Raw genomic sequence first — 21,641 nt, forward strand, 5'->3', positions numbered from 1 at the left:
GTTCGTAACACAGTCGTGTTGTGAAAATGAGCGAAGGGGGAATCGTGCTCTACGCCGTGATCATCGCCTGCGAGGTGCTGTTCTGGGTCTTTTTGCTGGCGGGCCTCGCGACTCGGTACCTGCTGCGGCGTCCCCGCCTCGGGGCGGCGTTGCTCATTTGCGCCCCCCTCGTCGACCTCATCCTGCTGGTCGCTGTCTCACTCGATCTGCGCGCGGGCGCCGAACCCTCGCTCGCCCACCTGCTCGCCGCGATCTACCTCGGGATCTCGGTCGGCTACGGGCACTCGATGGTGCGGTGGGCCGACGTGCGCTTCGCCCATCGCTATGCGGACGGTCCGGCGCCGGCGCCCAAACCACGACGTGGGAGCGCTCGGGCCGCCCACGAGCGCCGACAACTCGCCCGCCATGTCGTCGCGTGGGCGGTTGGCAGTGGCATCCTGGTCGCGGCTGCGTGGTTCGTCGGGACCGCGCAGGCGTGGGACTACTTCGGTGGCGCGGCGCGCGTCTGGACCCTGATCCTCGTGATCGACGCCGTGTGGGCCCTCAGCTACACGTCGCGGTCGGGCTCGGAGCGCGACCGCGCGGTCCCCCGCTAGTGCAGTTGACCCGCGTCCGCCAAGGAACCGGCGTCGTGCTTCATCTTGTCGCTCATCCCGGCGGCCTTGAGGTCGCGGCGCAACTCCATCGGCAAGGCGAAGAGGAGCGACTCCTCTGCGGCGACCACCGGCCGCACGTCGTCGTAGCCGCGCTCGGCGAGGTACTCCAACACCTCGCGCACGAGGATCTCGGGCACCGAGGCGCCGGAGGTGACTCCGACGGTCCGGACTCCCTCAAGCCAGGCCGGGTCGATCTCGTCGGCGTAGTCCACGAGGTACCCGGCCCGCGAGCCGTGTTCGAGTGCGACCTCGACAAGACGCACGGAGTTCGATGAGTTGCGCGATCCGACGACGAGCATCAGGTCGCAATCTTCGGCCATCTCCTTGACCGCCAACTGACGGTTTTGGGTCGCGTAACAGATGTCATCGCTCGGCGGGTCCTGCAGCGCGGGGAACTTCTCCCGCAGGCGGCGCACCGTCTCCATCGTCTCGTCGACCGACAAGGTGGTCTGGGAGAGCCAGACGACCTTCTGCGGGTCACGGACGGTGACATTGGCGACGTCGTCGGGCCCGTCGACCAAGGTGATGTGCTCGGGGGCCTCGCCGGAGGTCCCGACGACCTCTTCGTGCCCCTCGTGACCGATCAGCAGGATGTCGAAATCGTCCTTGGCGAAGCGCACCGCCTCACGGTGCACCTTCGTGACGAGCGGGCAGGTCGCGTCGATGGTCTTCAGCGACAACGCCTTGGCCTCTTCGTGGACGACCGGAGCCACTCCGTGCGCCGAGAAGATCACCGTCGCGCCCTCGGGGACCTCGTCGGTCTCCTCGACGAAGATCGCCCCACGCTTTTCCAAGGTCGTGACGACATGCTTGTTGTGGACGATCTCCTTGCGCACATAGACCGGCGGCCCGTAGAGCTCCAGGGCGCGTTCGACGGTCACCACGGCGCGGTCCACCCCGGCGCAGTAGCCACGCGGGGCCGCGAGCAGGACCCGCTTGGCGTCGGTCGGTTCGCTGAGGTCAGACATACCCACCATCGTAGGCGAGGGCACCTGAGTGCTTCCTGGGCCGCGACTGTCACCCCTTCGCCCTACAGTGGCGGGCATGACCCTGCCGGAGCGTGCCGCCGACACCACGGCGCAAGACCCGTGGCCGGTCCGCGTGCTCAGCATGAAGATCGGCGAGTACGTCGAGCGGATGTCGGTCACCTGGGTCGAGGGTCAGGTGGTCCAGCTGAACCGCCGGCCCGGTTCCCGGATGGCCTTCCTCACGTTGCGCGATCCCGACGTGGACATGTCGCTGTCGTGCGCGGTCCAGGTCAACGCCCTCGACGCGATGACGGCGCCGCTGACCCAAGGTGCTCGGGTCGTCGTCCAAGCAAAGCCGTCGTACTGGACCCAGCGTGGGTCCCTCACGATGGATGTCCGCCAGATCCGCCCCGTAGGGATCGGTGAACTCCTCGCGCGGATCGAGCACCTCAAGCAACTCCTCGCGAGCGAGGGCCTCTTCGACCGCGACCGCAAGCAACCCCTGCCCTTCCTCCCCCGGCGGGTCGGCCTGATCAGCGGGCGCGCCAGCGCAGCCGAGCGCGATGTCGTCGAAAACGCCCACCGGCGCTGGCCCGGGCTGCCCTTTACGATCCGCACCGTCGCCGTCCAGGGCGCGAGCGCGGTCACCGAGGTCACCGCGGCCCTCGCCGACCTCGACGCCGACCCCGAGGTCGAGGTCATCGTGATCGCTCGCGGAGGTGGCTCGGTCGAAGACCTCCTGCCCTTTAGCAACGAATCGCTGATCCGTGCCGTCGCTGCCGCGAGGACCCCCGTCGTGAGCGCGATTGGCCACGACGTCGATACCCCCTTGCTCGACCTGGTCGCCGATGTGCGCGCGTCGACGCCGACCGATGCAGCCAAGCTGATCGCCCCCGACGCCGACGCCGAGCACCGTCACCTGGCGGGGGCTCGCGAGCGCCTCACCCGGGCCCTTGCGACCCGGCTCGCCACCGAGCGTCGGCACCTTCTCGCGCTCCTCACTCGGCCGGTCATGACCGACCGGGGAGCGTATATCCGAGCCCAGCGCGAGGTGGTGGGGGCCTTGCGTCGCCGGGCGACCTCTCGCGTCGAGTCCGCAGTGCACCGAGAGCAGGACCGTATCACTCATCTGCGCGCCCAGGCACGAGCCCTCTCGCCGCAGTCCGCTCTGGATCGCGGCTTCGCGGTGATCCAAGACGCCGACGGGCGCATCATCACTCGGCGCGCCGACGTGGCCGTCGATCAGGCCCTCACGGTCAGCGTCTCGGATGGGAACTTCGCCGTTCGCGTCCTCGGTGGCGCTGACACCCCAGCGTCCTAAGGTGTCGGGCATGGCAGCAACGGACGACGAGACGACGACCGCGGTGACCGAGCTGAGTTACGAGCAGGCCCGCGATGAACTCATCGCGCTCGTGGCCCGCCTCGAAGGGGGGCAGGTCGGCCTCGAGGAGAGCATGACGCTCTGGCGACGCGGCGAAGAACTCGCTGCGCACTGCACGGCCTGGCTCGACCGCGCCGAAGCGAGCATCGCCGAACAGAGCCCGGCCGAGGACGCTCCGCAGGGTTAAGACGAGGTCGGCGACGCGCTCGACGGTGTGGGATCGGCCTGCCGTAGGTGGTTGGCAAACTCCATCAGCTGATCGAAGGTCCCGGTGCCCGTGATGATCGTCGTGAGTTCGCCCTTGCCCTCCGGGTCGTTGACGAGGCTGCGTTGCACCTTGCCTTCGCGCTCGCGCTGAACCCACTCGCGGCCGTCCTCGGAGGTGAGCGTCCCGATGCGCGCGCCATTGTTGGTCTGGACGTTGACCCATTCCTCGGGGCCATCGACAGCCTGCTGGATCGCGACGTACTGGCCGTCCGGAGTCGTGTAGCCCGCGTGCCACATCATCACGTCACCCGTTGAGCGGATGTAGCGCACGCTCGTCGCCTGCCATCCCTCGGGCAGATCCACGGGATAACTAAGCGGCTCCCCGGACTGCACCGCATGGCCCTCGGCGGCGACGGGGACGTCGATCTGCTGAGGCGTGACGGAGTTGGTGCGGGCCACGGCGAAGAAGATCACGGCGACGATCGCCCCCACCACCAGGACGGACCGCAGGATGTTGGCGGCAGATCCCTTGGCATAGTGGCTCGCGCCGGACGCGGGTGAACTCATAGGCCGCATGATCCCATGCGCGACTAGGATCCCCGTGATCCACCCCTTTGCGCGCCAACGAAGGACGCCCCATGAGCCAGTCAGGTGCCCCCGGTCCGGTCCTCGTGATCGGCGAGACGCTCATCGACATCGCGCAGCGCCCTGACCAGCCGCCGATCGAACACGTGGGAGGCAGTCCCGCCAATGTCGCACTCGGGCTCGCCCGGCTCGATCACCCGACGTGGCTCGCAACGACCGTCGGTCTGGACGCGCGCGGCGAGCGGGTGCGCGAGCACCTCGCTGAAGGGGGAGTCCGCCTCCAGGAGCAATCCGCCCACGGCGCGCCGACCTCGATCGCGCGCGCCGAGATCGCCCCGGACGGGTCGGCGTCCTACGACTTCGAGTTGGTCTTCTCGCCGGACCCGATCGACCTGCCGCCCGCGACCGCCCATATCCACACCGGCTCGCTGGGCGCCATCTGGCCGGGGAGCGCTCCTCAGGTAAGTGCCGTCCTACGACGGGCCCGAGCCGAGGGGGTCAGCATCTCCTACGACCCCAATCTGCGCCCGGGAGCCCTGCCGGTGGGCGTCGACGCCGCCGAGGCCGTGGCCCGCGTCATCGCGACAAGCGACATCGTCAAGGCGAGCGATGAGGACGTCGCGTTACTCCACCCCGGTCAACCCCTCACCTCGGTTGCCTGGGCGTGGTGCGCCGCCGGCGCGGGTCTGGTGGTCATCACCAGCGGCGCGAAGGGGGTCTCCTGGGCGACCGCCGTCGATCCGAGCCACATCGTCGAGCTCCCGAGCTCGGCGTCGCAGGTCGTCGACACGATCGGCGCCGGCGATTCCTTCACTGCCGGCCTGATCAGCGGCCTGCTCGATCTCGGTTACGCGGGTTCGCCCGCCGCCCGCGACCGGCTCCGCCGGGCCACAGCCGAGGACGTGGAGCATGCAATCCGGCGCGGTCTTGCGACAAGTGGGGTGACCGTGGGACGGGCCGGCGCGTACGCGCCGACGCGGGCCGAAATCGGCTAAAGACCGAATCCGACCCGCGTCGCTTCGCGCTGATTAGGCCTGCGCGGCCTCCCGCTCCCGCACGGCGTTGTCGCGATCGCGAGCCCGCTCGAGCGCGCGCTTGCGGTCCTCTTCGGACTCGCGCGCGATCTCCTCGGCCCGAGCATCGTCGCGGGTGAAGTTCGCACCGGTCTCCGGGTCGAAGACGTGCATCAGCGCCGGGTCAAAGGCCAACTCGGCGGTGTCCCCTTCGCGGATCCGAGAACGAGCATCGAGGTTGACGATCATCTGGGTGCGCATGCCCTCACCGTCGAGGTCGCGGTCGAGCTCATCGAGGGTCGCTCGCACCGACTCATCGGCCTCGAAGGGGATGTACGCGTACTGCTCGTTGCCGAGCCACTCGGTCACATCGACATCGACATCGAAGGTGACCGAACCATCGGCGACATCCCCAAGCGAGGCGTCCTTGATGTACTCCGGCCGGATCCCGACGATCACGATGTCCTTGCCCTCGAGCTTGGCCGCCAACTCCGAGGGGATCGGGGCCGAGACGAAGGGCAGCCGCAGCATCGAGCCGTCGACCTGCGCCGGCAGGAAGTTCATCGGCGGCGTCCCGATGAAGCCGGCGACGAAGAGGTTGACCGGCTGCTCATACAACTCACGCGGCGACGCGACCTGCTGGAGTTCCCCCTTCTTCAGCACGGCGACCCGGTCACCGAGGGTGAGGGCCTCGGTCTGGTCGTGCGTGACGTAGATCGTGGTGACCCCAAGGCGCCGCTGCATCCGCGAGATCTCGGTGCGCATCTGACCGCGCAACTTCGCGTCGAGGTTGGAGAGCGGCTCATCGAAGAGGAAGGCGTCGGCATCGCGCACGATCGCCCGGCCCATCGCGACGCGCTGGCGCTGACCGCCGGAGAGATTCGACGGCTTGCGCTCGAGGTGCTCATCGAGTTCGAGCATGCGGCTGGCCGCCTGGACCTTCTCGCGGATCTCGGCCTCGGAGTGCTTGCCCTTGGCGAGGCGAAGGGGGAAGGCGATGTTTTCGAAGACGCTGAGGTGCGGGTACAGCGCGTAGTTCTGGAAGACCATCGACAGGTTGCGATCGCGCGGCGCGAGATCGTTGACCTTCTTGCCGTCGATCATCATGTCGCCGGAGGTGATGTCCTCCAACCCGACGACCATGCGCAGCAGGGTCGACTTCCCCGACCCCGACGGGCCGACGAAGATCATGAACTCGCCGTCCTTGATATCGAGGTCGACGCCCTTAATCGCAAGGAATCCGTCGCCGTACTCCTTGACCACATTGTGAAGAGTGATCTCAGCCATTTCGTAATGCTCCTAAATCTCTTGGCAGTTACCGGATCGGATCGGCCGGGCGGTTAGCCCTTGACCGCACCTGAGGTGAGGCCGGCGACGATCCGGCGCTGGAAGATCAGCACGAGGATGACGACGGGGATGGTGACGACGACGGCCGCGGCCATGATCGCCCCGGTCGGTTGCTCGAACTGCGACGCGCCGGTGAAGAAGGCGAGCGCGGCGGGCACCGTTCGAGCGTTCTCCGAAGTCAACGAGATGGCGAAGACGAAGTCATTCCACGCGGTGAAGAAGGTGATGATCGCCGTGGTGAACACCCCCGGAGCCGCGAGCGGGATGATCACCTTGCGGAAGGCCTCCCAGTTGGTCGCCCCATCGACCTGGGCCGCCTGCTCCATCTCCCACGGGATCTGCTGGAAGAAGGCCGACATGGTCCAGATGGCAAGGGGCAAGGTGAGCGCCAGGTAGGGGATGATCAGGCCCGGGATCGTGTCAAAGAGCCCGATCCGGCGCCACACATCGAACAGCGGCGTCACCATGGCGACCACGGGGAAGAAGCTCACCGCGAGCGCCGTCGTGAGGATCATCTTCTTGCCCTTGAACTCCAGTCGCGCGATCGCGTAGGCGCAGAACATCGCGAGGACCACGGAGATCAGGGTCGCCGAGAGGCAGACGATGAGCGAATTGCGAAGGGCCGGCAAGAAGAGGTCGTTGGCGCCACCGGTGAAGATCAACTCATAGTTTTGCCAGGTCACCTCCTTCGGCCAAAAACCGCCGAGAATGTTGGCCTCGGGATTGCCGAGGTCGGCCGGCTTCTTCAGCGACAGCGCCACCATCCAGATGAGCGGGATGACCGTCCAGATCATGATCGGGACGGCCAGCAGGGACCAGATACCGGTGCCCTTGGCGGACGGCTTAGCCATATCAGTTCCTCCCTGCCGCGAGGTCGACCTTGAAGCCCTTCACAAAGACGGCCGCGATGACGAGGACGCAGAGGAAGAGGATCACGGACAGGGCCGACCCGAGACCGATCTCTGTTCGGTCGATGGTTTGTCGATAGATGAGCATCGACAGCGAACTCGTATCGTTCGCACCGCCGGTCATCACGAAGATGTTGTCGAAGATGCGGAAGGCATCGAGGGTGCGGAAGAGCAACGCGACCATGAAGGCGGCCTTCATGTTGGGCAGGATCACCCGGACCAGGATCTGCCACCACGACGCGCCGTCGACCTTCGCGGCCTCTTCCATCGTCGAGTCGACCTGGGCCAGACCGGCGAGGAGCAGCAGCGACATGAAGGGGGTCGTCTTCCAGATCTCCGAGACGCAGATCGCGAAGATCGACGGCCAGAAGCTGCCGAACCAGTCGTAGTTTTGGGTGATTCCAGGGAGCCAACTAAACCAGGTGTTCAAGAACCCGGTGTTGATTTGGTAGGCGTAGAGCCAGGTGAAGGCCGAGACCACGGTGATGATCGAGTACGGGATCAACACGATGGTCCGCAGGGTGCGCCGCGGGATCACGATCCGGTGCATCACGAGCGCGATCACGAAGCCGAGGATGAGTTCGACGATCACGGTGATCACCGTGATGAGGACGGTCGCCCACATCGCCTTCCAAAAGACCGGGTCGGCGAGCGAGACCGTGTAGTTACGCAGGAAGACGAATTCCCGGTTGCTCGGGTCAGTGAGGCGGTAATTGAAGAAGGAGTTCCAGACCGCCTGGGCGATCGGGTAGGCCGTCACGAGCAGCATGATCACGAAGGCGGGCATCGCGAGCTTCCACCCGAGGACCTGCTCTCCCCTCGCGCGGTCGCTGATCGGGCCCTTGTTCTTCTTCTTCGCCGAACCCGATTCGGTGGTGGCCACACTCACAGCAACGCATCTCCCTTCATGACCTCTTGGAGCAGCGATGTCGTCTGCTTCGGCGTGGTGCTGGGGTTGACCGCACTCGGCGGGCTGTACTCACGCTGAATCCCCGAGGAGACGTCGCCGTAGTACTGGGTGAGCGGGCGAGGCGCACCGGCATCGAGCGACTCGCGGATCAGATCGGCCATCGGGAAGATCTTGCGCACCTCGGCGTTGTCATAGACCTTCTTGCGCGCCGCGGGGTTACCCGTGCCGATCATGTACGCGGCCTGGCTCTCCTCGCTCGTGAGGCACTTCACGGCCTCCCACGCCGCGTCCTGCTTCGTCGAGGCCTGGTTGACGCCCATCTCGATGCCACCGAGCGGCGGGCGTGATTCTTCGCCCTCGACCGTGCGGGGGTAGCGCGCCCAGGCGACGTCATCGAGCCAGGGCACCTCGGCCCCACTCATCGCGGCGTAGACATAGGGCCAGTTGACCATGAAGGCGGACTGCTCGTTTTGGAACATGTCGAGCGAGGTCGTCTCGTCGGTCGAGCCCAGCGCCGGTCCGCCGACCCCTTCCTTCGCGACCTTTTGGATGATCTCGGCCGCCTTGGTGCCCGCCTCGGAGTCGAGACCGAACTTCAGCTCCGCCCCGTCGGCGCCGGGGTTTTCGAGGATGGACCCTCCGCCCCCTTCGATCAGGGCATTGATCCACACCATGTACCCCTCGTAACGCCGCCCTTGGACGCTGATGTACTTATCGTCCTTTTTAGCGGCCTCGATGAGTTGGTCCCAGGTCACCGGCTTGCTCATATCCAGCCCGGCCTTTTCGGCCATGGACTTGCGATACCACAGCAATTGGGTATTGGCCCAGAAGGGGGCGGCGTAAATGTCGTCCTTCCACATCGCCGAACTCACGATCGGATCCACGGCGTCACCGACAAATTCCTCGGCGTACTGCTCGGGGACCTTGGCGAGGAAGCCCGCCTCGGCGAACTCGGCGACGAACACCGGGTCGATCGACATGATGTCGACCCCAGCGTCGTTGGCGGCGAGGCGGCGCAGCAGCTGCTGGCGCTGGTCGCTCGCGCTATTCGGCAGCACCTGGACCCGGATCGTGTACTTGCCGCCGGAGGCGTCCGTGCACTGTTTGGCCAGTTGAGCCTGCCCGCCGCCGGCCGGGTCGGACCCGCCACCGTCGGGGTTGATGTACCAGTTGAGTACCTCGCCTTGTCCTGCCTCATCGCTCGACCCACAAGCACCAAGGGTCAGCGCGGACGCGGTGAGGACGGCTGCTGCCGCCGCAGCGCGGCGTCGAGTGCGTCGTTGCACGAACTCGTCCTTTCGACGGTCGGGTCCGGACCTTCCCCATCGATCGGCAGGCTGTGTGCCGGCCGTGATGATGACGAGAGGATCCTTAATGTCCTTTCCTATCACCGCAATGCCGGTGCGGGACAGGGGCGCGGGGGGTCGTAGAGTGCTAATTGGTGTCGGATCGTGATCAAGGTACGGCACCTCATTCGAGGTGGTGATCGGTGATCACATCGATCTCACCGGCAAGCGCGAGGAGTTCGAAACCATGGCTGAGTTCGCGTACGAGGACATGCTCCCGGTCGGGGCCGACCAGACCCCCTGGCGGCACCTGACGAGCGAGGGCGTCGAGGTCGTCACGGTGGATTCCGGACCGCTCGCCGGCCAGTCCTTCCTCCAGGTGGCGCCGGACGCCCTGCGTCTGCTCACCGAGACCGCGATGCACGACATCGCGCACTACCTCCGCCCCGCGCACCTGCAGCAGCTGCGCTCGATCCTCGATGACGAGGAGGCGAGCCCCAATGACAAGTTCGTCGCGCTTGACCTGCTGAAAAACGCCAACATTGCCTCTGGTGGAGTCCTGCCGATGTGCCAGGACACCGGGACCGGAATCGTCATGGGTAAGCGTGGCCAGCGCGTCCTCACCGAGGGCACCGACGAGCGCGTGATCGCCCGCGGCGTCTACGACGCGTACACCCGCCTCAACCTTCGGTACTCGCAGATGGCTCCGGTCACGATGTGGGAGGAGAAGAACACCGGGTCCAACCTGCCCGCCCAGATCGAGCTCTACGCCGACACCGCCGAGGGGCATGAGCTCACCTACAAGTTCCTCTTCATGGCCAAGGGGGGCGGCTCGGCCAACAAGAGCTACCTCTTCCAAGAGACCAAGGCGATCCTCAACCCGGACGCCATGATGCGCTTCCTCGACGAGAAGATCCGCTCCCTCGGGACGGCCGCGTGCCCGCCGTACCACCTCGCGATCGTGATCGGCGGCACCAGCGCCGAGCTCGCGCTGAAGACCGCAAAGTACGCGAGCGCGAAGTACCTCGACTCCTTGCCGACGACCGGCGACGCCGCGACCGGCCGAGGTTTTCGCGATGTCGAGCTCGAGCAGCAGGTCCTCGAACTCACTCGCCAAAGCGGCATCGGCGCCCAATTCGGCGGGAAGTATTTCTGCCACGACGTGCGCGTGGTGCGCCTCCCCCGGCACGGCGCCTCCCTTCCCGTGGCGATCGCCGTGTCCTGCTCGGCCGACCGTCAGGTGCTCGGCAAGATCACGAGCGAAGGGGTCTTCATCGAGCAACTCGAGACCGACCCGGCGAGGTTCCTGCCCGAGCAGACCCACGAGGACCTGCTCGAGCGCGATGACGCCGCTGAGGAGGGCGCCGTCGTCCAGATCGACCTCAACCAGCCCATGGACCAGATCCTCGCCGAACTCACGCGGCACCCGGTCAAGACCCGACTCTCGCTCACTGGGCCCCTCGTCGTCGCGCGCGATATCGCGCACGCGAAGATCAAGGGGCGCCTCGACGCGGGCGACGACATGCCGCAGTACTTAAAGGACCACCCGGTCTATTACGCCGGACCAGCGAAGACGCCAGAAGGGATGGCCTCGGGCTCCTTCGGACCGACGACCGCCGGACGCATGGACTCCTATGTCGACCAGTTCCAGGCGGCGGGCGGCTCGATGGTGATGCTCGCCAAGGGCAACCGCAGCCAACAGGTCACCGACGCCTGCGAGGCCCACGGCGGCTTCTATCTCGGGTCGATCGGTGGCCCGGCTGCGCGCCTCGCGCAGGACTGCATCAAGAGCGTCGAGGTCCTTGAATACCCCGAGCTCGGGATGGAGGCCGTCTGGAAGATCGAGGTGGAGGACTTCCCCGCCTTCATCGTTGTCGACGACAAGGGTGAGGACTTCTTCGCCTCGGTGACCAAACCGGTCGCCACCACGATCTCTAAGCGGGCGGGGCTCCTCTGATGGCCGGGCGCACCGTGGACCCGGCGGCCACCGACCCCGCAGACTTCGCCGACCTCCTTGCCGCCAATGCCGAGTACGCGAAGACCCACGACCTCTCCGGCTTCGATGGCATCGCCCACGCCGGGATCGCCGTCGTCACCTGCATGGACAGCCGGATCGACCCGCTCGCGATGTTGGGGCTGAAGGCCGGCGACGCGAAGATCTTCCGCAATCCCGGTGGCCGGGTGACCGGCGCCGCGATGGAGGCGCTCGTCCTCGGCGTGCATCTGCTCGGGGTACGCCGCATCCTCGTCGTCCCCCACACTCGTTGCGCGATGGCGGCCAACTCCGAGGTCGACCTCCGCCGACGGGTCGGCGAGTCCGCCGGGATCGACGCCTCCTGGCAGGCCTTCAATGTCGTCAACGACATGGAGACCGAGTTGCGCGCGAGCGTCGCCGCCGTGCGAGCACATCCCCTCATCGGGGACCGCGTCGAGGTCGGCGGGTTCATCTACGACGTCGATACCGGTCTGCTCGCCCCGCTCGACTAGGGGAGATACTCGGGGGCATGGACCGTCACCGGGCGCAGCCAGGAACCATCCCGTCCTCCCCCGAGCAAGCCTGGGCCATGCTGGCCGCCGGGAACGCCCGCTTCATGGCGGGTTCCCCGGCCCACCCGCATCAAGATGTGCAGATCCGGCATCGGATCGCCGCGAAGCAGCGACCCTTCGCGCTCTTTTTCGGCTGCGCGGATTCTCGCGTCGCCGCCGAACTGATCTTCGACCAAGGTCTCGGGGACCTCTTCGTCGTGCGCACAGCGGGGCACGTCACCGACCCGAGCGTCCTCGGATCGATTGAGTTCGGCGTCGGCCCGCTCGGGATCCCGCTCATCGTCGTCCTCGGCCACGACTCGTGCGGCGCGATCAACGCCGCGCTCGCCGCGCACCAAAGCGGGACCATCCCCGGCGGATTCCTCCGCGACATCGTCGAGCGGGTGACGCCCAGCATCATCTCGGTCGCACGCCGCGGCGCTCTCGAGCCCGAAGAGGTCGAGCGCGAACACGTGCGGATGACCGCTCAGCTCCTGACCGAGCGCTCCACCCTGATCGGTGAACGGGTCTCCTCCGGCAAACTCGCGATCGTCGGCGCCGAGTATGTCCTCACCGATGGCGAGGCCCGCGTGGTCACGGTCGTCGGCGATGCCGGCGTCGAGCCTTCGGTCTAACTAGAGCGCGAGCTCGGCTCGCACGACGCCCGCGAGACGCTCGGCCACCTGTTCGGCCTGCTCTTCGGTGGCCGCCTCGACCATGACCCGAACCACCGGCTCCGTGCCCGACTTGCGCAGGAGCACCCGGCCGGACCCATCGAGGGCCGCGGTCTCCTGCGCGACGGCATCCTGAAGGGGGGTACAGGTCTCCACCCGGTCCTTATCGACGCCCTTGACGTTGAGCAGGACCTGCGGCAGCCGGGTCATGACGGTGGCGAGCTCGGCGAGGGTCTTCCCGGACTCCGCCACCCGCGAGGCGAGGAGCAGCCCGGTGAGGACCCCATCGCCGGTGGTGCCGTGCTCGAGCATGATGACGTGGCCCGACTGCTCACCGCCGAGGGTGTAAGAGCCGCGGCGCATCTCCTCAAGGACATAGCGATCGCCAACCCCGGTCTGGCGGACCGTAACCCCGGCCGCTTCCATCGCCTGGAGCAGGCCGAGGTTGCTCATCACGGTCGCGACGAGGGTGTCGTCCGCAAGGACACCGCGCTCCTTCATTGCGAGCGCGAGGATCCCCATGATCTGGTCGCCGTCGACCACTTCGCCCTGCGCATCGACGGCGAGGCAGCGGTCGGCGTCGCCGTCGTGCGCGACGCCGAGGTCCGCGCCGTGCTCGCGCACCGCCGCCTGGAGTTGCTCGAGGTGGGTGGAGCCATAGCCATCGTTGATATTGAGGCCGTCGGGAGAGGCACCGATCACGTGAACCTCGGCGCCAGCCAAGCGGAAGATCTCCGGCGACACGGCGCTCGCCGCGCCGTGGGCGGCGTCGATCACCACGACCAGCCCGTCGAGGGGGTGCGGGATGGCGCGCAGGAGGTGGCGGACGTAGCGAGCGCCACCGTCTTCCATCTGCGAGACCCGGCCGATGTCGGCTCCGGTCGGACGCGCGGGGGTGTCCGCCATCGCCGCCTCGATGGCGTCCTCGACCGCGTCGGGCAACTTGTGCCCGCCCTTGGCAAAGAACTTGATCCCGTTATCGGGCATGGCGTTGTGGGAGGCCGAAAGCATGACCCCGAAGTCGGCGTCGGCATCCGCCGTCAGGTACGCGACCGCCGGCGTCGGCAGCACGCCAGCATCAAGGACATCGACACCGGCCGAGGCCAGCCCGGCGACGACCGCCGCCGAGAGGAACTCACCGGACGCCCGTGGGTCACGCCCGACCACCGCGCGTGGGCGCCGGGCGGGGCCGTCCTCACTGCCATCGGCTTCGACCTCGGGCAGGACTCGCGCTGCCGCTTGGGCCAGCCGCAGCGCGAAGTCTGCGGTGATCACATCGCCGTTGGCGAGGCCACGGACTCCGTCGGTACCAAATAGTCGCGCCATCGTAAAAGAGCGCCTGCCTTCCGTTTTCCTTCGACGTGGTGATCGCCACGGACCACTGACTGCCGATTGACCATACCCGCCAGATAGGCTCAACTCCGCCGGATAGGCCCGTTCGGCACCGACGAACCGGCACATCTCGACGAAGGCGAGCCATGATCGACTTTCGCCCCTCCGAGCAACCCACCCTCGGGGTGGAGTGGGAACTCGCGCTGGTCGACGCGCACTCCCTGGACCTCACCCCGCGCGCCGCCGAGGTCGTCGAGGCTCTCGACTCCCCCGTCGCTTCCCGGGTTCATCGAGAGTTGCTGAGCAACACCGTCGAGCTGGTCACCGATATCGCTCGCACGGTCCCCGAGGCCATGGCCGACCTGGACGAAGGGCTCGGGGCCCTGCGAACGGTCACGACTGACCTCGGCGTGGAGTTGATGTCGGCCGGCACTCACCCCTTCGCCCGGCCCGACCGTCAGGAGGTCTCCGAAGGGGAGCGGTACGCGACGTTGATCGACCGAACCCGCTGGTGGGGGCGCCAGATGGTGATCTACGGCGTGCATGTCCACGTCGGGATCTCCCACCGCGACAAGGTGATGCCGCTCATCAACGGCCTGTTGCCCTACGTCCCGCACCTCCAGGCGCTGTCTGCGTCGTCTCCCTTCTGGGCCGGCGTCGATACCGGGTTCGCCAGCAACCGTGCCCAGCTCTTCCAACAGCTCCCGACCGCGGGGCTGCCCTTCCAGTTCGACACCTGGGGCGAGTACGAGCGCTACGCCGATGACCTGATGACGACCGGTGTCATCGATCAGCTCAAGGAGATTCGCTGGGACATCCGGCCCGCCGGGCACCTCGGCACGATCGAAAACCGGGTCTGCGACGGCGTCCCCAACCTCGCCGAACTGGCCTCCTTGACCGCCTTCATCCAGTGCTTGGTGGTCGCTTTGGATGACCGGCTGACCGACGGGGGGATGCTCCCCACGCTGCCGCCGTGGCATGTCCAGGAGAACAAGTGGCGGGCCGCCCGCTATGGCATGGACGCCATCATCATCCTCGACGACCACAACCGCGAGCGGCTGGTCACCGAGTCCCTTTACGACCTCATCGAGCGGCTCCTGCCCATCGCCCGGCGCCTCGATTGCGCCGACGAACTAAGCGGCTTGGAGCAGATCATCACCACCGGCGCGAGCTACCAGCGTCAACTCGCGGTCGCCGCGGCCCATGAGGGGGACCTTCGGGCGGTCGTGCGCAGCCTGATCGACGAACTGCACGCCGGGCACCCCCTCTAACAAAGCGCGAAGGGGGCGCCGCGACCGAGGTGGTCGCGGCGCCCCCTTCGCGGGCAGTGATCCGAGCCGGATCAGCGCTTGCTGTACTGCGGAGCCTTGCGGGCCTTCTTGAGCCCGGCCTTCTTGCGCTCCGGGACGCGAGCGTCACGGGTCAGGAAGCCGGCCTTCTTCAAGGTGGCGCGGTTCAGGTCCGGGTCCACACCGTTTAGCGAACGGGCGACGCCGAGGCGCACCGCACCGGCCTGGCCGGAGGGGCCACCGCCGTGGACGCGCACGAGGACGTCGTAGGCACCGTCCAGCTCGAGCACGGTGAGGGGCTCGTTGACGATCTGCTGGTGGACCTTGTTGGGGAAGTACTCCTCGAGCGTGCGCCCGTTGATCTTCCACTCGCCGGTGCCGGGGACGATCCGCACGCGGGCGATGGCCTGCTTGCGACGGCCGGTGCCGGCGCCCGGGACGGAGACGGTGCGGCGCTCGGCGGGAGCCTCGCCGACCGGACCCTCGGACTCGGAGGTGTAGGAGGTCATCGGGGCCTCCTCGGTCTCGGGAGTGGTGTCGATGGTGTCAGCCACAGTGATTCCTTATGCGTTGTCTCGTGCGGGCGCTTACTGGGCGACCTGGGTAAAGGTGTACGGGGTCGGCTGCTGGGCGCCGTGGGGGTGCTCCGGGCCCGCGTAGACCTTGAGCTTGGCGAGCTGCGCGCGGCCGAGGGAGTTCTTCGGCAGCATCCCGCGGACGGCCTTTTCGATGGCCTTCTCCGGGTTCTTTTCGAGCAGCTCGGTGTAGGAGGTGGACTTAAGGCCACCCGGGAAGCCCGAGTGCCGGTAGGCGACCTTCTGGGCCGCCTTCGAGCCGGTCAGGGCGACCTTGTCGGCGTTGATGATGATCACGAAGTCGCCGGTGTCGACGTGCGGAGCGAACGTCGGCTTGTGCTTGCCGCGCAGGAGAATCGCGGTCTGGCTCGCGAGGCGGCCGAGGACGACGTCGGTCGCGTCGATCACGTGCCAGGCACGGGTGATCTCGCCCGGCTTCGGGGTGTAGGTACGCATGAGTGCTTGCCTTTGCTGGTAAACGTCAACTGCTGGAGGCGGGCCGGCGGCAGATCATCGCCCAGGCCAACTACCGATCAATTTTACGGGGGGTCGACGCGCCGACCCAAAACGCGCCGACGGGCGCAAAACCCCCGGTATCTCGGGCCAAACGGGAGGTGAGCGCCGGGGCTCTTCGATTGACCGCGTGCTGATTGCACAACTATTATGCAATCCATGGACGGGTGGCGGCTTCTTTCTCACCCCCTTCGTTCGCGCATCCTCGCCCACCTGCGCCTTCACGGCGCGGCAACGTCGGCCGACCTCGCGCGGGCGCTCGGGACCAACACCGGCGTGACGAGTTATCACCTCAGGGTGCTTGGCGAGGCCGAGCTGGTCGAGGACACCGGGCTCGGCAATGCCAAAACCCGCCTCTGGGCCGCGAGCGAAGCCGCCCCAGACCCCAACGCCGTCACCACCCGGTTTGCCGACGATGGTCCGGTGGGCGACGCCGACTCCGCCGATGACGGCGACGATGTCGAGGACCTCGCTGACGCCCTTTGGCTCGCTCACGATCACGTCGACCTGCTCGCGGGCCGGGCGCACACCTGGGTCGACGGAGCGCAGGCGTGGCCCCCGGTCTGGCAGGACGAATGCGGCGTGCGCGACGACGCGGTACTCGTGAGCGAAGAGCAACTCGCCGCCCTGCGCGCCGAGCTCGATGCTGTCCTCGCCCGGTACCGCCGGATCGGTGCCGGGACTCCCGGCGCTCGGCGCGTCGGGGCGTGGACCGCGCTGATCCCGCTCGACCCCCTTCGCCGCGGCTAGCGAAACGACCGACGCCGATCCGCCGGTGCAAAGATGGTCCGGTGCCCGAAGACTCGCGGACCGACCCGTCGCCGCAGACCGAAGCGTCCACCCCCCGATTCATCGCCGGGCTCGCGCTTCGTGCCCTGATCGCCTTGGCTCTGCTCGCCATCGCGACGCACGTCCTGGCGCGCCCCTTCGTCATCCCGAGCGGGTCAATGGAGCAGACCCTCACGCCTGGCGACCGGATCCTGGCGCAGATCGCCTTCGTCGACGACACCCAGTTGGGTCGCGGGGACATCATCGTCTTCGGTCACGGCCAGACCTGGGCCGATCCCGCCCTTCCCCCGGCAGGCCCAGCGAAGGAGGCGGTTCGAACCGTCGGCGGGATCCTCGGCGTCGGCCCCTCGCACCAGACGCACACCGTGAAGCGGATCATCGGCACCCCGGGCGATCAGGTCTCCTGCTGCGATGAAGGGGGGCGCGTCACCGTCAACGGGCAGGGGATCGACGAGCCGTACGTCTTCGAGGACTTCGAGTTCATCCCGGGTCAGTTGGACTGCACCACCGACCCGCGCTCGACACGCTGCTTTAGCGAGGTGACCGTGCCGAAGGGGTCGTACTTCGTGCTCGGCGACCACCGCTCGCAGTCCGGCGACTCGGCGATCAACTGCCGCTCGAGCGCCTCCGATGGCGCCACCTGCGCACAGTTCGTGCCCATGGATCAGGTCGTGGGCACGGTCGGATTCCGCTTCTGGCCGCTATGGCCCGGGACCGTCGAGTAGTTAGGGCAGCTCGCGCCGAGCGCGCGCCTGCTCCGCCCGGGCGGCGAGCTCATGGTCGGCCGGATACCCGACCTCTTCGAGGCTGAGCCCGTGGGCGGGCATGACCTTCACCCGCGGATCACGCGCCCCGGCCGCCATCACCTCGGCCGGCCACCGCGCTGACTCTCGCCTCTCTCCGACCGGGATCACCGCACCGACGAGCGCGCGAACCATCGAATGGCAAAAGGCGTCCGCGATCACCCGCGCCTCCACCAGGCCGTCGTCGCGTCGCCACCACGAGTAGTCGATCAGGGTCCGCACGGTGGTCGCCCCTGCGCGCCGCTTGCAAAAGGCCGCGAAATCCCGCAGCCCGAGCAGGCCCTGCGCGGCGTCGTGCATGGCCTCCTCATCGAGCGGCCGCCGATGAGCGACCACCTCATGGCGGCGAAGGGGGTCCACGCGGGTGAGGTCGTCGACGATGAGATAGCGATACCGCCGCCACGCCGCCGAGAAGCGGGCATCGAAGCCGTCCGGCGCCCGGGTGACGGCGTGCACCACGACATCCGGCGGCAGGACCCCCTTGAGCCTGGTCAGGGCCGCCTCCTCAGGTGCGCGGCCAGCCCGTCCGGGAAGTGCCTCCCACGTGGAGACGGGGAGGTCGACATGGGCCACCTGACCGCGGGCGTGAACCCCGGCGTCGGTCCGGCCGGCGACCGTGAGGCGGACCGGTTCGCTGCTTCGGGTGATCGTGGTGAGGGCCGTCGTCAGTTCTCCTTCGACCGTGCGCCGCGAAGGCTGCGCCGCCCATCCGGAAAACGCCGTGCCGTCATAGGCCAGGTCGAGACGCACCCGGACGGCGGAGGGGTCGAAGGGGGAAGCGCTCACAAGAGCGAACCCTAGCCAGCGCCCACCGGTTGACCACATCTTGACTCCCGAGTAACCAAGGAGGACATTGCTCGCCTGTGACCGCATTGCGCACCGCTCGGCTCGCCGCCGCCGGCTCCTTCTTCCTCCAGGGACTCGTCTTCATCAGCGTGACCCAGCGCCTTCCCGAGATTTCTCGGGTATGGCGGCTCGACGAACTCAAGCTCTCACTCGTCATGCTGCTCGTCGTGCTGCTCTCCGGGGCCGGATCGGTGGGCGCGGAGGTGATCGCCAAGCGGTCCCATAGCGCGCTCGTCTTAAGAATCGGCTGCGTCCTGACGATCATTGGCCTGCTGATCGCGTCCTGGGCTCCCGCCTTCGGCGTCTTCCTCGTCGGCATCGCGATCTGGGCGCTCGCGGTCGGCGCGATCGACGCCGGGTCGAATATGCAGGCCGTCTCGGTCGAAGCGCACTATGGCCGGGCGATCCTGCCGTCCTTCCACGGAGCCTGGACCTTCGGCGGCATCCTCGCCACCATCGCCGCGATCGCCATGGCCCACGTCGAGCTGCGGTACGCGATCCTGCCGCTGCTCCTCGTGCCCCTCGCGATGGCCTTCGCCCCCTACCTGCGCCGGGACACCATCGTCGACGAGGTCGCCGATCCGAACCAGATCCCGTGGCGGCGCATCGGGTGGCTCGGGCTCGCGATGATCCTCTTCTACATGGTCGATACGGCCTCGACCGTCTGGGGCCCGAAGTTCCTCGAAACCGTCCACGCGACCCCGGACCGCTGGCTGCCGCTCGCGACCTTGCCCTACCTCGCCGCGACCCTGGCTGCCCGAATCGGCGGAGACCATCTGGTCGATCGCTATGGCGCGACCCGGGTGCTGCGCGTCGGCGGGGTGCTCGCCGCCGCTGGGCTCGCGGTCATCGTCTTCTCGCCGAGCACGATCGCGGCGATCCTCGGCTTCACGATCGTCGGGTGTGGGATCGCGGTGATCGCCCCGCTCAGTTTCTCGGCCGCGGGCGCGATCGCGGGCGGCACGGATGACCCCGTCGTGCGCCAGGCCCGGGTGGACATGGTGATCGCCCGCTTCAACCAGTTCAACTACCTCGGCGCGCTGCTCGGCGCGGTGCTGACCGGCGTCTTCGGTGCGGGGAACCTCCGCCTCGGGTACGCGGTCCCGATGGTCTTGATCCTCGCGATCATCCCGCTCGCCAAGCACTTCGGGATCATCGCTGGGCGAGCCCGCTGACCCCCTTCTGTGCGGGGAGATGCCGAAGGGCGCCGCCTCCCGACGTGGGAAGCGGCGCCCTTCGCGCCAGAAGCGCGTTCGAGTGCTAGATCAGCTGCCCGAACCGGCCTTCTTGAAGCCCGCGGCCTCGGCATCGTCCGCGGAAGCGAACCAGAACTCGGCGACGGTCTGGTCGTACCACTGGCCGTCCGGCTCGTGGTAGAGGCCAGAGTCGGCGTTGCCCTTGACGGTGTAGCCCTCGGGAGCCGAGCCGTCCTCGTTCGCCGCGACGGCGCCCTTCGGCAGTTCCACCGCGGTCTCCGGAGCAGCATCGGTGCCCGCGTCCTCGGTGGTCTCGGCCTTGGCGTCCTTCGCGGAGCGCTTGGTGGCGGCCTCGGCCTCGGCGACGACGGCGCGCTTCGGCTTGGCATTGACCGGCTCGCGGACGAGCTCGATCACGCACATCGGAGCGTTGTCGCCCTTGCGCGGCGCGATCTTGATGATCCGGGTGTAGCCACCCTCGCGCTCGGCCATGTCGGGCGCGATCTCGGTGAAGAGGCGGTGGACGACGCCCTTGTCCTTGACCACGGTGAGCACCTTGCGGCGCGCGGCGAGGTCACCGCGCTTGGCGAAGGTGATCATGCGCTCGGCGAGCGGGCGCAGACGCTTGGCCTTGGCCTGGGTGGTGGTGATCGAGTCGTGCTCGAAGAGGGCCTGGGCGAGGTTGCCCAGCATCAGCCGCTCGTGAGCGGGACCGCCGCCGAGACGGGGACCCTTAGTCGGGGTAGGCATGGTGTTTCTCCTTGAAAATCTGACCTCACCGCACCGGGCAGGTCATGCGAGTGAGGGTCAGAACTGCTCGTCCTCGGCGAACGAGGTGTCCTCGTCGCCGTCGAAGTCGTCGCCGTAGCCATCGATGACCGACGACGGGTCGAACCCGGGCGGGCTGTCCTTCAGAGCCAGGTTCATCCCGTGCAGCTTGACCTTGACCTCGTCGATCGACTTCGCACCGAAGTTACGGATGTCGAGCAGGTCCGCCTCGCTGCGACCCACGAGTTCACCCACGGTGTGGATGCCCTCGCGCTTCAAGCAGTTGTACGAGCGGACGGTGAGGTCGAGGTCCTCGATCGGCAGGGCGAGGTCAGCGGCGAGCGCAGCGTCGGTCGGCGACGGGCCCATGTCGATGCCCTCGGCCTCGACGTTGAGCTCGCGGGCGAGGCCGAAGAGCTCGACGAGGGTCTTACCCGCCGAGGCGAGCGCGTCCCGCGGGGTCATCGAGGACTTGGTCTCGACATCGACGACGAGGCGGTCGAAGTCGGTGCGCTGCTCGACACGGGTCGCCTCGACCTTGTAGGTGACGGCAAGGACCGGCGAGTAGATCGAGTCGACCGGGATGCGCCCGATCTCCTGGTCTCCCGACTTGTTCTGGTTCGCCGAGACGTAGCCGCGGCCGCGCTCGACGGTGAGCTCCATCTCGAGCGAGCCCTTGTCGTTCAGGGTCGCGATGTGCAGGTCGGGGTTGTGCACCTCGACACCGGCCGGCGGGTTGATGTCCGCTGCGGTGACGGCGCCAGCGCCGGTCTTGCGGAGGTACATCACGACGGGCTCGTCGTTCTCCGAGGAGACGACGAGGCCCTTCAGGTTCAAGATGATCTCGGTGACGTCTTCCTTGACCCCGGGGATCGTGGAGAACTCGTGGAGCACGCCATCGACGCGGATCGAGGTCAGCGACGCACCGGGGATGCTCGAGAGCAGGGTGCGGCGAAGGGAGTTGCCAAGGGTGTAGCCGAAGCCCGGCTCGAGGGGCTCGATGACGAACCGCGAACGGTTGTCGGCGATGACCTCTTCGCTCAGGGCGGGGCGCTGTGCAATCAGCACG

General features: G+C 67.6%; 23 protein-coding genes. 11 read left to right on the forward strand and 12 right to left on the reverse strand.

Annotated elements, in window-relative coordinates:
- The first annotated feature begins 26 nt into the window (after window positions 1-26).
- Window positions 27-596, forward strand: coding sequence for a hypothetical protein (locus AB8K43_RS09685; RefSeq protein WP_370893797.1), 570 nt, complete (start codon window positions 27-29; stop codon window positions 594-596).
- Here the strand turns inward: AB8K43_RS09685 and AB8K43_RS09690 are convergent.
- Complete coding sequence (locus AB8K43_RS09690) at window positions 593-1,633, reverse strand: 4-hydroxy-3-methylbut-2-enyl diphosphate reductase (protein WP_370893977.1); 1,041 nt, start codon at window positions 1,631-1,633, stop codon at window positions 593-595. The genes AB8K43_RS09685 and AB8K43_RS09690 overlap by 4 nt on opposite strands.
- A gap of 67 nt (window positions 1,634-1,700) precedes the next feature.
- On the opposite strand from AB8K43_RS09690, the gene xseA reads away from it, so the two are divergent.
- On the forward strand, window positions 1,701-2,945 hold the full coding sequence (xseA, locus tag AB8K43_RS09695; RefSeq protein WP_370893798.1) for an exodeoxyribonuclease VII large subunit: 1,245 nt from the start codon (window positions 1,701-1,703) through the stop codon (window positions 2,943-2,945).
- A gap of 10 nt (window positions 2,946-2,955) precedes the next feature.
- Entirely contained in the window at window positions 2,956-3,192 is a 237-nt protein-coding gene (locus AB8K43_RS09700; RefSeq protein WP_370893800.1) for an exodeoxyribonuclease VII small subunit, read from the forward strand.
- On the opposite strand, the gene AB8K43_RS09705 is transcribed toward AB8K43_RS09700, so the two are convergent.
- On the reverse strand, window positions 3,189-3,779 hold the full coding sequence (locus AB8K43_RS09705) for a DUF4245 domain-containing protein (RefSeq protein WP_370893802.1): 591 nt from the start codon (window positions 3,777-3,779) through the stop codon (window positions 3,189-3,191). The two genes, AB8K43_RS09700 and AB8K43_RS09705, sit on opposite strands and share 4 nt — an antisense overlap.
- A 71-nt stretch (window positions 3,780-3,850) precedes the next feature.
- Here AB8K43_RS09705 and AB8K43_RS09710 point away from each other — a divergent pair, with 71 nt between their 5' ends.
- Window positions 3,851-4,792: a PfkB family carbohydrate kinase gene (locus AB8K43_RS09710; protein WP_370893803.1), complete on the forward strand. Its 942-nt coding sequence runs from the start codon at window positions 3,851-3,853 to the stop codon at window positions 4,790-4,792.
- Window positions 4,793-4,825: 33 nt separating this feature from the next.
- On the opposite strand, the gene AB8K43_RS09715 is transcribed toward AB8K43_RS09710, so the two are convergent.
- The 4 genes from AB8K43_RS09715 to AB8K43_RS09730 are packed head-to-tail and all read right to left on the reverse strand — an operon-like array spanning window position 4,826 to window position 9,261.
- The gene (locus AB8K43_RS09715; RefSeq protein WP_370893805.1) at window positions 4,826-6,097 is read right to left on the reverse strand and encodes an ABC transporter ATP-binding protein; all 1,272 of its coding nucleotides are present in this window, start codon (window positions 6,095-6,097) and stop codon (window positions 4,826-4,828) included.
- A gap of 53 nt (window positions 6,098-6,150) precedes the next feature.
- Window positions 6,151-7,008: a carbohydrate ABC transporter permease gene (locus tag AB8K43_RS09720; RefSeq protein ID WP_370893807.1), complete on the reverse strand. Its 858-nt coding sequence runs from the start codon at window positions 7,006-7,008 to the stop codon at window positions 6,151-6,153.
- A 1-nt stretch (window position 7,009) separates the two neighbouring features.
- Window positions 7,010-7,954 (reverse strand): carbohydrate ABC transporter permease, encoded by a 945-nt coding sequence (locus AB8K43_RS09725; RefSeq protein ID WP_370893809.1) that lies wholly within the window; start codon window positions 7,952-7,954, stop codon window positions 7,010-7,012.
- Window positions 7,951-9,261, reverse strand: coding sequence for an extracellular solute-binding protein (locus tag AB8K43_RS09730; RefSeq protein WP_370893810.1), 1,311 nt, complete (start codon window positions 9,259-9,261; stop codon window positions 7,951-7,953). Before AB8K43_RS09730 ends, AB8K43_RS09725 begins: the two co-directional genes overlap by 4 nt.
- Window positions 9,262-9,508: 247 nt before the next feature.
- On the opposite strand from AB8K43_RS09730, the gene AB8K43_RS09735 reads away from it, so the two are divergent.
- Genes AB8K43_RS09735 through AB8K43_RS09745 form a run of 3 tightly spaced genes read left to right on the forward strand, consistent with a single transcriptional unit; the run spans window position 9,509 to window position 12,422 of the window.
- Window positions 9,509-11,218, forward strand: a complete 1,710-nt coding sequence (locus tag AB8K43_RS09735; protein ID WP_370893812.1) for a fumarate hydratase — start codon at window positions 9,509-9,511, stop codon at window positions 11,216-11,218.
- Window positions 11,218-11,748: a beta-class carbonic anhydrase gene (locus tag AB8K43_RS09740; RefSeq protein ID WP_370893814.1), complete on the forward strand. Its 531-nt coding sequence runs from the start codon at window positions 11,218-11,220 to the stop codon at window positions 11,746-11,748. The genes AB8K43_RS09735 and AB8K43_RS09740 overlap by 1 nt, the downstream gene beginning before the upstream one ends.
- Before the next feature lie 17 nt (window positions 11,749-11,765).
- The gene (locus AB8K43_RS09745) at window positions 11,766-12,422 is read left to right on the forward strand and encodes a carbonic anhydrase (protein WP_370893816.1); all 657 of its coding nucleotides are present in this window, start codon (window positions 11,766-11,768) and stop codon (window positions 12,420-12,422) included.
- On the opposite strand, the gene glmM is transcribed toward AB8K43_RS09745, so the two are convergent.
- Window positions 12,423-13,787 carry a phosphoglucosamine mutase gene (gene glmM, locus AB8K43_RS09750; protein WP_370893818.1) on the reverse strand — a complete coding sequence of 455 codons (1,365 nt, stop codon included), beginning with the start codon at window positions 13,785-13,787 and terminating at the stop codon, window positions 12,423-12,425.
- Between the two features lie 152 nt (window positions 13,788-13,939).
- Between glmM and AB8K43_RS09755 the strand changes: the two genes are divergently transcribed.
- Window positions 13,940-15,064, forward strand: a complete 1,125-nt coding sequence (locus tag AB8K43_RS09755; protein ID WP_370893820.1) for a glutamate--cysteine ligase — start codon at window positions 13,940-13,942, stop codon at window positions 15,062-15,064.
- A gap of 71 nt (window positions 15,065-15,135) precedes the next feature.
- On the opposite strand, the gene rpsI is transcribed toward AB8K43_RS09755, so the two are convergent.
- Both rpsI and rplM read right to left on the reverse strand, forming a co-directional pair.
- Window positions 15,136-15,591, reverse strand: coding sequence for a 30S ribosomal protein S9 (gene rpsI / locus AB8K43_RS09760; RefSeq protein WP_370893979.1), 456 nt, complete (start codon window positions 15,589-15,591; stop codon window positions 15,136-15,138).
- Between the two features lie 78 nt (window positions 15,592-15,669).
- Window positions 15,670-16,113 (reverse strand): 50S ribosomal protein L13, encoded by a 444-nt coding sequence (gene rplM, locus AB8K43_RS09765; RefSeq protein WP_370893822.1) that lies wholly within the window; start codon window positions 16,111-16,113, stop codon window positions 15,670-15,672.
- 216 nt (window positions 16,114-16,329) lie between these two features.
- Between rplM and AB8K43_RS09770 the strand changes: the two genes are divergently transcribed.
- Together AB8K43_RS09770 and lepB are read left to right on the forward strand one after the other, a co-directional pair.
- Window positions 16,330-16,920, forward strand: a complete 591-nt coding sequence (locus tag AB8K43_RS09770; RefSeq protein ID WP_370893824.1) for a winged helix-turn-helix domain-containing protein — start codon at window positions 16,330-16,332, stop codon at window positions 16,918-16,920.
- Window positions 16,921-16,961: 41 nt separating this feature from the next.
- Window positions 16,962-17,684 carry a signal peptidase I gene (lepB, locus tag AB8K43_RS09775; protein WP_370893825.1) on the forward strand — a complete coding sequence of 241 codons (723 nt, stop codon included), beginning with the start codon at window positions 16,962-16,964 and terminating at the stop codon, window positions 17,682-17,684.
- Here lepB and truA read toward each other — a convergent pair whose 3' ends face one another.
- The gene (gene truA / locus AB8K43_RS09780; RefSeq protein ID WP_370893827.1) at window positions 17,685-18,548 is read right to left on the reverse strand and encodes a tRNA pseudouridine(38-40) synthase TruA; all 864 of its coding nucleotides are present in this window, start codon (window positions 18,546-18,548) and stop codon (window positions 17,685-17,687) included. It abuts the gene before it with no gap.
- A 77-nt stretch (window positions 18,549-18,625) separates the two neighbouring features.
- Between truA and AB8K43_RS09785 the strand changes: the two genes are divergently transcribed.
- Window positions 18,626-19,783, forward strand: a complete 1,158-nt coding sequence (locus tag AB8K43_RS09785) for an MFS transporter (protein WP_370893829.1) — start codon at window positions 18,626-18,628, stop codon at window positions 19,781-19,783.
- Window positions 19,784-19,873: 90 nt separating this feature from the next.
- Here AB8K43_RS09785 and rplQ read toward each other — a convergent pair whose 3' ends face one another.
- Entirely contained in the window at window positions 19,874-20,554 is a 681-nt protein-coding gene (rplQ, locus tag AB8K43_RS09790; protein ID WP_370893831.1) for a 50S ribosomal protein L17, read from the reverse strand.
- Window positions 20,555-20,611: 57 nt separating this feature from the next.
- Entirely contained in the window at window positions 20,612-21,640 is a 1,029-nt protein-coding gene (locus tag AB8K43_RS09795) for a DNA-directed RNA polymerase subunit alpha (RefSeq protein WP_370893833.1), read from the reverse strand.
- Window position 21,641 lies beyond the last annotated feature (1 nt).

It is taken from the genome of Janibacter sp. GXQ6167, assembly GCF_041365945.1.
GTDB lineage: Bacteria > Actinomycetota > Actinomycetes > Actinomycetales > Dermatophilaceae > JBGFSK01.